Here is a 13,300-nt window from a genome sequence, read left to right as displayed (position 1 = left end):
TAAAAATGCCAATAAATAGACAGATTTGATTAAAAAATCTTATATCCCCGCGATTGTTTTTGCATTTAATTATTTATATTATTAGTGCGTTAAGAATAAAATTTGGAGGTTCAACATTATGGACAATAACGAGAAGGCTATTATGATGCATGAGAAGTGGGGCGGTAAGATCGAAGTTATCGCTACCGCTCCCGTAGGTTCCAAGGAAGAACTTGCTATCGCTTACACACCCGGCGTTGCAGCTCCTTGTCTTGAGATACAGAAGGACGTTGACCTCTCATATAAATATACAAGAAGACATAACCTCGTTGCTGTCGTTACAGACGGTACCGCAGTTCTCGGCTTGGGCGACATCGGACCTGAGGCAGGTATGCCCGTTATGGAAGGTAAGTGCGCTCTTTTCAAGGCTTTCGGTGACGTAGACGCTTTCCCTCTCTGCATCCGTTCAAAGGATGTTGACGAGATCGTTAATACAGTAGCTCTCCTCGCAGGCTCTTTCGGCGGCGTTAACCTTGAGGATATCTCCGCTCCCAGATGCTTCGAGATCGAGAAGAAGCTCAAGGAGAGATGTGACATCCCGATCTTCCACGATGACCAGCACGGTACGGCTGTCATCACACTTGCAGGTCTTACAAATGCTCTTAAGATCGTCGGCAAGAAGATGGAAGACATCCACGTAGTAGTAAACGGCGCTGGCGCTGCTGCTACTGCTATCACAAAGCTCCTCATCTCCAGAGGTCTTAAGAACGTTATCCTCTGCGACCGTAAGGGCGCTATCTATGAGGGCAGAGAAGGCCTCAACTCCGCTAAGGAAGAGATGGCTAAGATCACAAATCCCGAAAAGAAGGCCGGTTCACTTGCTGACGTTATCGTAGGCGCTGACGTATTCATCGGCGTTTCCGCTCCCGGCGTTCTCACAGCTGACATGGTTGCCACAATGGCTAAGGATCCTGTCGTATTTGCTTGTGCTAACCCCACACCTGAGATCCTTCCCGACGAGGCTAAGAAGGCAGGCGTTGCAGTCATGGCTACTGGCCGTTCCGACTTCCCGAACCAGGTCAACAATGTTCTCGCATTCCCCGGCATCTTCCGCGGCGCTCTCGATGTAAGAGCTTCCGACATCAACGATGAGATGAAGATCGCTGCAGCTAACGCTATCGCAGGCATCGTTTCCGACGAAGAGCTCAATCCTGAGTACATCCTTCCTGATGCATTTGATGCAAGAGTAGGTAAGGCAGTTGCAGCTGCTGTTGCTCAGGCAGCCCGTGATACAGGTGTAGCAAGAATCTGAATATACTGAATTAAAGCAACAATCTCCCGCAATTTTGTTGCGGGAGATTTTGCAATTTATAGAAAAGGAGTTTCCACATGATAGACGATTTAGAGCTTTTAAGACTTATTGAGAACAACGCCAGACTGTCGGCCGATGAGATTGCCGTAATGCTTGGTGTAAACGCCGATGATGTGGAAGCCGAGATCAAGCGTCTTAAGGATGAGAACATCATCTTAGGCTACAATACCGTGATCAACTGGGAGAAGATGGCACCAGACAACTGCATCGGCATGATCGAAGTAAGGATCACTCCGGTTAAGAATAAGGGTTATGACCATATTGCCCAGATATTGAGCAAGTACGATAAGGTTACCGCATGCTATCTCATGAGCGGCGGTTTTGACCTCATGATTATCTATGAAGACAGGACGCTTCGTGATATCGCCACATTCGTTACCGAGAAGATCGCAACTATGGAAGGCGTTCTTTCCACAACGACACACTTTATCCTTAAGAAATATAAGGCTAATGGTATAATCTACGATAATCCGAATTCCGACGACAGGCAGGCTATCATCTTATGAGTTTCGATTACGAATCAAAGATATCCAAGGCTGTTGCTGCAGTACCGCCTTCAGCCATAAGGAAATTCTTCGACCTTGCAAATGAGATGCAGGGCCATGTTATTTCGCTTTCCATAGGTGAGCCTGACTTCGATACTCCCTGGTCGATCAGGGAAGCAGCGATCAATTCGCTTATCGACGGCTATACGCATTATTCGCCCAACTCCGGATACATCGATTCCAGAAAAGCGATTGTAGATTATCTTGGCAGAAGTTATGGCCTGACATACGATCCCGCGTCGGAGATCCTCATCACGGTAGGCGGCAGTGAAGGTCTTGATCTTGCCGCACGTGCTCTTATTAATCCCGGTGATGAGGTAATAATCGTTGAGCCCTGTTTCGTTGCATATAAGGCTACCGTCGAATTCGCTCACGGTGTACCCGTGATCGTTGAGACCAAGCCTGAGAACGATTACAAACTCATGCCTGAGGAACTCGAGAGTGCCATTACGGATAAGACCAAGTACATAATCGTCGGCTATCCGAACAATCCTACAGGCGCTCTCATGACAAAGGATGACTGGGCTAAGATCAGAGATGTCCTCATAAAATATCCTGAGATCATCGTTCTTTCAGATGAACTTTACTGTGAGCTCAATTATCTTGACGGAAAGCCGGCTTCGCTCGCGCAGTTCCCTGAACTCAGGGAGAGGGTGGTCATGGTTAACGGTTTCTCCAAATCCTATGCCATGACAGGTTTCAGAGTAGGATATCTCGCCGGCCCCAAAGAGCTTATCGCTCCGATGGTAAAGATACATCAGTACTGCATTATGTGCGCTCCTTCAACAGCCCAGTTTGCTGTCGTCGAGGCTGCCATGAATGCCGATAACGAGATCGCCAAGATGCGCGATGAGTATAATCACAGAAGAAGAGTCATAATCCAGGGCCTTAAGGATGCCGGCCTTGACTGCTTTACTCCTTACGGTGCTTTCTATGCATTCCCCTGTATCAAGAGTACAGGAATGACATCCGAGGAATTCTGTGAGAAGCTCCTGCTCGAAAAGCACGTTGCCATCGTTCCCGGAAACGCTTTCGGCAAGTGCGGTGAGGGCTTTGTCCGTATCAGTTATGCTGCTTCTTTGGAAGACATCAAGGAAGCTATGAAGCTTGTAAAAGAATTCGTTGAAGAACACAAGGGGTAATCAATGCTTGAATTTGACAACATAAGACTCGAACTTGAATCCTATGAGGAACCTATAGCCCAGCTTAAGGATGCTCTTCATATCGACCATGTCGCTGATCAGATAAGCGAATATGAGAACCGCATGCAGGAGCCCGATTTCTGGAACAATGTCGATAAGGCAACAGAGATCCAGCAGACACTGGGAAGACTTAAGAAAAGAGTAGACAGCTATAAGTCTCTCGTTTCCGAGCGTGAGGATCTTCTTGCTCTCTGCGAGCTCGCAAATGAGGAAGAGGATCTGGATTCCCTTGAGGAACTTAAGGCTTCAACGGCATCTTTCAAGGAAGATTTCGAGAAGATGCGTCTTGAGACTCTCCTCACAGGTCCTTACGATGCTAACAACGCCACGATCACGCTTCATGCAGGCGCGGGCGGAACGGAAGCCATGGACTGGTGCTCCATGCTCTACAGAATGTACACCAGATGGGCCGAAAGCCATGATTTCACTGTTGAGGAACTCGATTTTGTCGACGGTGATACGGCAGGCATACAGTCTGTATCCTTCATGGTCAAGGGCGAGAACGCATATGGCTTTTTAAGATCTGAATTAGGCGTCCACCGTCTTGTCCGTATCTCTCCGTTTGATTCCGCAGGCAGAAGACACACATCATTTGCTTCATGCGAAGTCATCCCTGAGCTCGACCAGAAGACTGAAGATGACATCAAGATCGACATGGGTGATGTCCGTATCGACCTCTACCGTGCTACCGGTAAGGGCGGTCAGCACATCAATAAGACTGATACTGCTGTCCGTATGACACATAACCCGACAGGTATCGTCGTTTCCTGCCAGGCAGAAAGATCACAGCTCCAGAACAAGGAAACCTGCTTGAGAATGCTCAAGGCAAAGCTCTTTGCACTTGCAAGGGCGTCCGAGATGGAGAAGATCGAAGACCTGAAGGGCAACCAGATGGAGATTGCCTGGGGTTCGCAGATCAGATCCTACGTTTTCTGTCCCTACACACTTGTTAAGGACAACAGAACAGGATATGAGGAAGTCGATGTTGATGCTGTCATGGACGGTAATATCGACGGTTTTATCAATGCGTTCCTGTCTGGAATGAAGAACGAGAAGTAATTCCATATTTGATTTGGTTAACAGGAGTTGTCCTGAAAGTGAGAGCATCACTTCAGGGCAACTTTTTTACTGTCGTAGTAGTCGTTAAAACATCTTCATTTGTTGAATTGCTTCAGACATTGGGCTAATATGACTTTATAAGGGTTCTATGTACGGTGGGTTTTGAGGAGGTCTTATGCATTTAAGAATGAGAACAAAATCCGTAGTTGTTTTATTGGTTATCATCATGACAATGAGCATTTTCTCAGGCAGTGTCTTTGCTGACACAGGCTGGAAATGCGACTCTAACGGCTGGTGGTATTCGACCGGTGATTCATACTACAAGAATCAGTGGGCCGAGATAGACGGAGAGTGGTACTACTTTGACGCTAAAGGCTATATGGAACGCGACTGCTATCGCGGCGGCTACTGGCTCAAGAGCAACGGCGCCTGGGATAAGAATTACAGCCACGGCAAATGGAAGAGTGATGAAAAGGGCTGGTGGTATGAGGATAACGGCTGGTATCCCAGGAATAAATGGCTGCAGATCGACGGTCAGCGTTATTACTTTGATTCCAAGGGCTACATGGAGCACGAGTGTTACCGTAACGGATGCTGGCTTAAGAAAAACGGTGCATGTGACAAGAATCATATCCAGGCAGCCTGGAAGAAGGATGATAAGGGATGGTGGTTCAGCGATAACGGCTGGTATCCTAAGTTTCAGTGGCTTTGGATCGATGGCAAGAAGTATTTCTTTGATAATGACGGGTATATGGAATCCGGATGCTACCGTTTCGGTTATTGGCTTACTGACAGCGGAGCGTGGGATGGACGTACTACTGTTGCAAAGTGGCTTTATGACAGCAACGGACAATGGTATGACGATAACGGATGGATTCCTAAGTCATGTTTGCTGAAAGTTGATGGAGGATTGTATTGGTTCGATGATTCCGGTTACTCACATTATCCCGGCCGTAATCCCAGGATTCCTGACGATGCAACTAAATACTCTTATGAGATCATACCTCTCACAGGAGGGTTGAGGACTGCTGTTTACATTAAGACGGATAATCCTGATCCTGACTCCTTCAGATTTATAGATCCGTCATCGAAATACAGCGATGCTTCATCTGCGTATCCTTTGATAACGGTTGAGAAGGAAAGATATGTTGATGTTGTATATGAGGATTCCTCGAAATACCGTGTTAAGGGCGGTTATATTGCTTTCCCATACGCTAATGTTGACGGCGGTGAAATGATACTGCAGACACTTTATATCGCAGGCTGTGACTATTACGGTATTTACTATAATTTCAAAAATACGGATGTAACTGTTCAAATGCCTGAACTTTATGACGATGTTGATTATCTGATCGAAACGTACGGTGATCCGAAGAAAAGCTTTTTCGATAATATGGATGCGATCCAGGACGGACTTTCTGATATCTGTCTTTATTCCGGAGTCGCTGTCAGAGGGGAATTTATGAAAGCTCAGGCCAGAATTTATGAAGGCTCGGAATATACAGAAGGAGAATGTTTCTGCGGACTTTCCACATCTCCTCATACGGACCAGACCTTCTATCTGCGTTCTCCTTATGCAAGGGTCGAAGGCAAGCGTATGTTATTGAACAGCCTTTATCCTTACCGTTTGGATTCTTGGGGTTTTCCTTCGATGATGGCAGCTGTGGCCCAAAGGCTTGATCCCAGCGCAACATATCAGTGGGATTGGTATTACCATAGTAAAATTCATGTCACATATAACGGTGAGACCAGAGAATATGGCGGTCAGGGACATGGCGGAGGCCAGCTGATCGATAAAGAAAATATCCGTAATTACTTTAAGTTTGACGGTTCTGCTGATGATGCAGTCAATAGAACTTCTTTTAAGACACTTAGTGACGACATCAAGTATTACGGAACTATTGAAATAAAGCCTGATTTAGTAGATGACGGCATTAAATGGCAGGATGTGCGTTCTGCGGTAGGGACCGGAGGGAGCTATGTCAGGTTAAATACTGCCACGAGCAGTACATTTGAGGCAGAGTATGATTCTGAAAGGAATAAGCACTATACCGCTTGCTATATGGATGTAGGCAGAGCGTTTACTTTCCTTTATGATAACGGTTCAACGTTCGAAGAAACCAATATTTTTACCATTGGTTATTTTTCCAATGTCTGGTATGACGGCAGATATTTTAATTATCAGGAAATAATCTATCCCGGAGCCACTTTTGAAGATTCATACGCAAGTCTGCAACCGACGCTTGTTTTTAAAGATTGTGTCATAAGGATTCCCGATAATGATAAATATACATATATCGGAGACAAGCTAAGCGATTGCGGATATGATGCAAAAAGTAAAGTTTGGTCCGGTTTTACGGAATACCGTTATGATGAAGCAACAAACACCTGGAAGAATTTATTGATAGATTGGATCTATTATTATGATTCAAATCTTAATCAGTACGTCTATCTTAAGGATGATCCCACATACGGACCTGCATTTGTCGATGACTGCACGATAACCGTTGAAGAAGCGCTTGCAATGCATCTTGATGCGAATACGAATGTTGATCCTTCCGAGTATTATGTTTTCGACATGACCGAAGAACCCGGAACTTACCATAAGGCAGGATGATATGAGCCCGTTTCAAATGTAAATTTGATAAACGATGTGTTAACTATATTTGAGAAAACGCAAATCAATTTCGATAAAGTGTTAGAATCATAGTGTATTTCCAAAAAGGGGGACACTTCTATGCGTACTTCGAGGCACCTTTTTGTTACAGGATTTGCGACTGCTGCAGTCGTTTCTTTACTCTCAACGGCTGCTGCTGCGGATGTGGCTTTTGATTCACAACCTTTTATCGGTTTGCCCGTGCCAGGTATCACGGGATATGAAGATGTTATTACTGATGATCCCTGCGGTGCTCCGGATCCTTCTCCTGCTTTGCAGGGATGGGTCAATGAGGACGGAGTCTGGCGTTATTATGTCGATCCTGGGGTAATGGCTTCAGGCTTTTATTATATTGACGGCAGGTTATATTATTTTGATCCCGAGACCGGTGCCAGATATGAAGGTCGCCATACCATTGATGGTGAAGAATACTATTTCGATGAAGAAGACGGCTATATCCCGATGGGATGGTATTATGACCTCGGGCGTGTAAGTTACTACAATGACCACGGTTTTCCTGTTACAGGCTGGATCTATGACGGTGAAGACACGTATTATCTCCCACCTGAATCAGATAATGTTGCAACTGGATGGCAGGAAATAAATGGAGATATCTATTATTTCTATAGCGACGGCAGGATGGCGATTGGCTGGGGAACAGGTGATGCATATGGCTCTTACTTTGGCGAGGACGGCTGTCTCCATACAGGATGGGTCTCGGACAACGATCATTTTTATTATATAGATCCCGAGACAAAGGTCTTTGTAACCGGGGTCCAGACAATTGAAAACAGAAATTATTACTTTGATAATTACGGCTGTATGCTCACTGGCTGGCAAAATATTGGCGGAAAGTATTATTTCTTTGCGGAAAACGGCCCGATGGTTACAGGATGGATAAATGACGGTGATGCAACATACTATTTCGATCCTGAGAAGGAAGAATTGGTTTATGGCTGGAAAACGATCGAAGAATGCGATTACTACTTCGATCTTAACAGCGGCCGCATGAAGACCGGCTGGGCTGTGATAGACGGCAAAGATTATTATTTCGATGTATCAGGCGTCAAGTGCACAGGACTTACCGTTATAGGCAATGCCACATATTATCTCGATCCCGAGTCTGGTATCATGCTCACCGGCTGGCAGACTATTGGTGAAGACAGATACTATTTTTACAGTAACGGAAAGATGGCAAAAGGCTGGGGATACAATGAGGCTTCCGACTGGTATTTCGGCGATGACGGTGTCTTCAGGACCGGCTGGTTTGATGCCGAGAACTACAGATATTATTTTGATACCGTTTCCAATGCTCTTTACATGGGTGATTGGTTTGAAATAGGTGAAGACTATTACTATTTTGACTGGAGCGGACACCTGAAGTATGAGTGGATCAATGTCGGCAGCGATTATTTTTATTCCGATCCGCAGACAGGCAAACGGATGACCGGACTTGTGGATTTCGGTACCAAGAAGAGCTATTTTGACACTGAAACGGGTGTTATGTTCCGTGACGGCTGGAAGACTGTTGATGAGAAGCAGTATTACTTCGGAAACGACGGTTATACGAAGACCGGATGGCAGACGGTTAACAAGAGATTTTATTACTTAGGAGATGAGGGATACAAGATCACCGGATGGGTTGAGTATTCAGGATACAAGATCTACATTAATCCGGAAACGGATCTTTGGTGGTCCGGCTGGCTCGATTATGAGGGAGAGACCTATTATTTCTATCCCGGTACAGGTTATATGGTAACGGGAATAAGAGATATAAGAGGGTATCGTTATTACTTTGATGATAACGGCAGTATGCAGACCGGTTTGCAGAAAATAGGCGATTCTTATTACTATTTCAGTGAAGCGGGCATAATGCAGACAGGAATAATCCAGATCGGAGATAAATACTACTTCTTTAATTCCAACGGCGTCCGTACTAACGGATTACAGGAATATGAGGATTACTGGTACTATTTTTCACCGAGCTCTAATGACATGCAGTTCGGGTGGCAGACTGTTAACGGTGAAAAGAATTATTTTGACAAATCAGGTAAAAGAGTCTCAGGCTTCAATTGCATTGACGGAGACTGCTATATCTTTACCGAATATGGAACTATCCAAAAGGGATGGCTGATAGATGATGACGGCTATAGATACTATGCCGATCCGACTACAGGCATCCTTACAACCGGCTGGTTTACCAACGGCCAGTATAAGCATTATTTCGATCCCGGTACCTGCACAATGCATAAGGGCTGGCTGCAGGACAACGGTAAATGGTATTTCTTTGATATTGCCGGAAGCATGAGAAAAGACTGGCAGTATATCAAGAACGGTTGGTATTACTTCAAAGAAAACGGCGAAATGCTTACCGGATGGTTTAAGTATGGTAGAAACTGGTTCTATCTGATCCCGGGATCCGGTGTTACGGCTACAGGCTGGAGATCGATCGGCGGCAAGTGGTATTACTTTGACGATGTCGGAAGAATGCAGACCGGTTGGAAGGGCATAGGCGGAAAATGGTATTATTTCGATCCTTCAAACGGTGATATGGCTTCAGGCTGGAAGAAGATCAGCAACAATTGGTACTATTTCAACCCTAAAAACGGCAATATGAGTACCGGTTGGGTTCAGATCGGAAACAATTGGTATTACATGAAGAGTTCCGGAGAGATGGTAACCGGAAAATATTCCATCGGCGGAAAAACTCACTATTTCGACAATAGTGGCATTTGGCAAGGCTCGGTTTGATCTAGGTTTGATTTGCACGGAGGAAATAATATGCGCGGAAGTAAAATATTAAGCTCGATCTTTGTTTCTGCAATGATCCTGGGTTGTTTTTCTAATGTAGCTCTTGCGGGAAATTATATCGCCGATGAATCTGGTCTTAAGGATGTTAAGATCGATTCGACTGCATTTCCGGACAAGACTTTCAGGGATTTTGTCAGTAAACAGTATGATACAAATAAAGACGGTACATTATCTGTCAGCGAGTATTCCTACGTCAGGGAGATGGATGTATCCAATAAAGGCATTTCGGATCTTAAGGGAATCGAATATTTCCAGGGGCTGTTTACTTTGAAATGCAATAATAATTCTTTGAAGAAGTTGGATATTACATTGAATTTCAATCTTCAGTGTCTTAATTGTTCCAATAACTCGATTTCAACTTTGGAGATAGGAACGATACCGCTTTTGAAAAGAGCTTACCCCAATGGTTCTAAGAGTGAATCAAACGGTGTGATGACATATTCCTCTTATTATGGTCCTAAGGATTCCACTGATGACGGTAATATCTATATCACTTTTGACAAGTCTACCGAGATCACGATCGATACAGACACCGGATGGCTTATGGGCTCAAAGGGCTGGTGGTTTAGAAAGAGCGATGGAAGCTGCTTGAAAAACTGCGGTAAGCAGGTCGGCGGCGAATGGTATTACTTTGATAAAGACGGATTCCTTGTACAGGATCAGTGGGTCAAGTCGGGTGGAAGATGGTTCTATTTTGAAGGCGATTCCATGGTTGCCAGCGGATGGATGAATAAAGACGGCAAATGGTATTACTTCAGCAGTAAGGACTGGAAAGAATCCGGCACACAGACTGACAGTGGAATGCAGACCGGTCTTCAGTACATTTATTCGAATGGCTGGAAGCTCTATTACTTCAATGAAGACGGCTCTATGCATAAGGGCTGGAAATGTATAAATAACAAATGGTATTACTTCGGCAGTAAAGGTGTCATTTTGACCGGTTGGCAGAAGATTTCAGGTCAGTGGTATTATCTGCTTCCTCCTGAAAAAGGTGATGTTGATCCTCAGAAGAACGGCTACATGATGACCGGCTGGAGCAAGATCAATAACAACTGGTACTATTTTAAGAGTAACGGTGCGATGGCTACCGGCTGGGAAAAGGCAGGCGGCAAGTGGTATCTGTTCGATAAGAATAACGGTGTAATGCTTACCGGATGGAGACTCGTAGATGGTGAATGGTACTATTTGAAAGAAAGCGGCGAGATGGCAACAGGATGGTTCCAGTTGAGCGGCAAGTGGTATCACACACGCAGCAACGGTATCATGGATACCGAATGGGTCAAGATAGGAGGAAAGATATACTATTTCAATCCTGAGACCGGTGCTATGTATGCAGGCAGAGATTATTTCATATTGGGCGGCTATTTTTCATTCGATAATGACGGAGTTTGTCTTAATCCCCCGGAATATTTGTTATAATCTAATAGTTTGATTTAAAGATTTGAAAGACAGATAAAGGCGTTTTTTGCTGCCTGATGGCTTGATCGGGATTGGCCGGGTAAAGCTTTACGGCATTTGGTATTATACTAACCTCAGTGGTATAATGCTGTCCGGCCGATTTCATTGCCGTTTTCGGTGCTAACTGAAAATGCTTTTATCTTAAGGGGATCAGTGTGGAGCACTATGATAAGATAATAATAGGTGCCGGTCTGTATGGCTTGTATTCTGCTCTTTATTGTTGCCGTAAAGGTCAGCATGTTATTGTCCTCGAATGTGATGATGCCCCTTTTAAAAGAGCTACCTATATAAATCAGGCCAGGGTTCATCAAGGGTATCACTATCCGCGCTCCATATCGACTGCATTGAAATCTGCCGGCTATTTCGAGAGATTCAATAAAGACTACTCTTTTTGCATAAACAAGGAATTTGAACAGATATATGCCACGTCAAGTCAGTATTCCTGGTCTGACGGTAAGCAGTTTAAAGCTTTCTGCAAGGCTGCAGGCATCTTATGCGAGGAGTTGAGTACTGAGAATTATTTCAAGAAAGGCATGTGCGACGGGGCTTTCAGGACAAGAGAATATACTTATGATGCGATGATCCTTAAGGATTATTTCCTTAACGAGCTTGAAAAGTTCGGCAGTGCGGTTTCAATAGTCTATGGCGCAAAGATCACCGCGATCAATAAGACGGACAGTTCTTTTGTTGTTACAACTGAAGCAGGAACAGATTATGAAGCCGGTTTTGTGCTAAATTCGACTTATGCCGGCACTAATCAGATCCTTGAACTGGCCGGATTTGAAAAGTTTAATATCAAGTATGAGCTTTGTGAGATCATTCTCTGTAATGTTAACGATAAACTGAAGAATATCGGTTTTACGGTCATGGATGGCCCGTTCTTTTCGATCATGCCGTTTGGCAAGACAGGTTATCATTCTCTGACGTCTGTGACATTTACACCTCATACAACAAGTTTTGATCCTGTTCCGACGTTTTCCTGCCAGGAAACGAGCAACGGATTCTGTACAAAGGCCAGACTCGGAAACTGCAATGATTGTCCTTCAAAACCGGAAACAGCTTTCCCTTATATGTCCAGTCTTGCCAGAAAATATATGTTAGACGAATATGAATTCGAATACTGCAGTTCATTATTCTCCATGAAACCGATTCTCATGAGTTCCGAGATAGACGATTCCCGGCCGACCGTGATCAGGATGTATTCCAAGAATCCTACTTTTGTAGGTGTCCTGTCAGGTAAGATTAATACTGTTTATGATTTGGACGAGGTTTTAGACGATGCTGAATAAAGAAAAGACTTTTGTCTCCGCCGTTATCTATGTGCATAATGCCGAGAAAAGGATCGGGAGTTTTCTTGATGCCGTAATAAGCACAATGGAGAATAACTTTGAACACTCTGAGATCATCTGTGTCAATGATTGTTCAGATGACCGCAGCATTGAAATGATCAAAAAGGCATCTTCAAAAGCCGGCAATACGAGCATTTCGGTTATCAACATGAGTTATTTTCACGGCCTGGAACTCGCAATGGATGCAGGCATGGATCTTGCGATAGGCGATTTTGTTTTCGAGTTCGATAATACGGTCCTTGATTTTGATCCTGCAGTGATAATGAATGTGTATTTTCACGCTCTTAAAGGCTACGATATCGTAAGCGCTTCTCCTAACAAAAAGGTCAAGTTTACTTCGAGGGTGTTCTATTCCACATTTGACAGGTTTACACCGCTTACTTACAAGATGACAACGGAGAGCTTCAGGATATTAAGCCGCAGGGTCATCAACCGTATCAGTTCGATGAATAAGACCGTTCCATACAGAAAAGCAATCTATGCAGGAAGCGGACTTAAGACGGACAATCTCAAATACGATGTTTGCAGTAATGATAAGCCTGATATCGATCCCAGGGAGAAAAAGTACAGGGTCAGACTTGCGACCGATACCTTGATACTGTTTACGGAATTCGGATACCGTTTTTCATTCGGTATGACTTCGCTGATGATGCTTGTCTCGGTCTTTATGATCATATACACGCTCATAATCTATTTTATCGGTCATCCTATCGAAGGCTGGACAACGACCGTGCTGTTCCTCTCAGTTGCCTTTTTAGGCTTGTTCGGTATCCTTACCATCATTGTCAAATATCTGAGTATTATCGTGGATCTGGTCTTCAAGCGTAAACACTATAACTTTGAAAGCATTGAGAAACTCACAAAATAGG

Annotated in this window: 9 protein-coding genes; all 9 read left to right on the top strand. The window is 44.4% G+C overall.

What is annotated here, in order from left to right; translation table 11 throughout:
• Positions 1-118 precede the first annotated feature (118 nt).
• The 9 genes from BO18_RS01620 to BO18_RS01580 all read left to right on the top strand — a co-directional run bounded on the left by BO18_RS01620 (position 119) and on the right by BO18_RS01580 (position 13,299).
• Positions 119-1,291, top strand: a complete 1,173-nt coding sequence (locus BO18_RS01620; RefSeq protein WP_034442753.1) for an NAD(P)-dependent malic enzyme — start codon at positions 119-121, stop codon at positions 1,289-1,291.
• Between the two features lie 77 nt (positions 1,292-1,368).
• Positions 1,369-1,857, top strand: a complete 489-nt coding sequence (locus tag BO18_RS01615; RefSeq protein WP_034442750.1) for an Lrp/AsnC family transcriptional regulator — start codon at positions 1,369-1,371, stop codon at positions 1,855-1,857.
• On the top strand, positions 1,854-3,038 hold the full coding sequence (locus tag BO18_RS01610) for a pyridoxal phosphate-dependent aminotransferase (protein ID WP_034442747.1): 1,185 nt from the start codon (positions 1,854-1,856) through the stop codon (positions 3,036-3,038). Before BO18_RS01615 ends, BO18_RS01610 begins: the two co-directional genes overlap by 4 nt.
• A 3-nt stretch (positions 3,039-3,041) precedes the next feature.
• Positions 3,042-4,157 carry a peptide chain release factor 2 gene (prfB, locus tag BO18_RS01605; protein WP_081860867.1) on the top strand — a complete coding sequence of 372 codons (1,116 nt, stop codon included), beginning with the start codon at positions 3,042-3,044 and terminating at the stop codon, positions 4,155-4,157.
• A gap of 175 nt (positions 4,158-4,332) precedes the next feature.
• Positions 4,333-6,774: a hypothetical protein gene (locus BO18_RS01600; protein WP_034442745.1), complete on the top strand. Its 2,442-nt coding sequence runs from the start codon at positions 4,333-4,335 to the stop codon at positions 6,772-6,774.
• A 120-nt stretch (positions 6,775-6,894) separates the two neighbouring features.
• Positions 6,895-9,564, top strand: coding sequence for an N-acetylmuramoyl-L-alanine amidase family protein (locus BO18_RS01595; protein ID WP_034442742.1), 2,670 nt, complete (start codon positions 6,895-6,897; stop codon positions 9,562-9,564).
• Between the two features lie 30 nt (positions 9,565-9,594).
• Positions 9,595-11,043 (top strand): N-acetylmuramoyl-L-alanine amidase family protein, encoded by a 1,449-nt coding sequence (locus BO18_RS01590; protein ID WP_034442740.1) that lies wholly within the window; start codon positions 9,595-9,597, stop codon positions 11,041-11,043.
• Positions 11,044-11,237: 194 nt separating this feature from the next.
• Positions 11,238-12,371 (top strand): FAD-dependent oxidoreductase, encoded by a 1,134-nt coding sequence (locus BO18_RS01585; RefSeq protein WP_034442737.1) that lies wholly within the window; start codon positions 11,238-11,240, stop codon positions 12,369-12,371.
• Complete coding sequence (locus tag BO18_RS01580) at positions 12,361-13,299, top strand: glycosyltransferase (protein WP_034442735.1); 939 nt, start codon at positions 12,361-12,363, stop codon at positions 13,297-13,299. The genes BO18_RS01585 and BO18_RS01580 overlap by 11 nt, the downstream gene beginning before the upstream one ends.
• Position 13,300: the final 1 nt, after the last annotated feature.

The sequence above is a fragment of the Butyrivibrio sp. AE2032 genome (assembly GCF_000702965.1).
This window is presented reverse-complemented; position numbering and strand designations above follow the sequence as displayed.

Excerpts from the sequence above, each read along its gene's own strand:
- prfB (WP_081860867.1), top strand. The coding sequence starts at position 3,042 with ATGCTTGAATTTGACAACATAAGACTCGAACTTGAATCCTATGAGGAA.
- BO18_RS01600 (WP_034442745.1), top strand. The coding sequence starts at position 4,333 with ATGCATTTAAGAATGAGAACAAAATCCGTAGTTGTTTTATTGGTTATC.
- BO18_RS01620 (WP_034442753.1), top strand. The coding sequence starts at position 119 with ATGGACAATAACGAGAAGGCTATTATGATGCATGAGAAGTGGGGCGGT.
- BO18_RS01595 (WP_034442742.1), top strand. The coding sequence starts at position 6,895 with ATGCGTACTTCGAGGCACCTTTTTGTTACAGGATTTGCGACTGCTGCA.
- BO18_RS01610 (WP_034442747.1), top strand. The coding sequence starts at position 1,854 with ATGAGTTTCGATTACGAATCAAAGATATCCAAGGCTGTTGCTGCAGTA.
- BO18_RS01615 (WP_034442750.1), top strand. The coding sequence starts at position 1,369 with ATGATAGACGATTTAGAGCTTTTAAGACTTATTGAGAACAACGCCAGA.
- BO18_RS01580 (WP_034442735.1), top strand. The coding sequence starts at position 12,361 with ATGCTGAATAAAGAAAAGACTTTTGTCTCCGCCGTTATCTATGTGCAT.
- BO18_RS01590 (WP_034442740.1), top strand. The coding sequence starts at position 9,595 with ATGCGCGGAAGTAAAATATTAAGCTCGATCTTTGTTTCTGCAATGATC.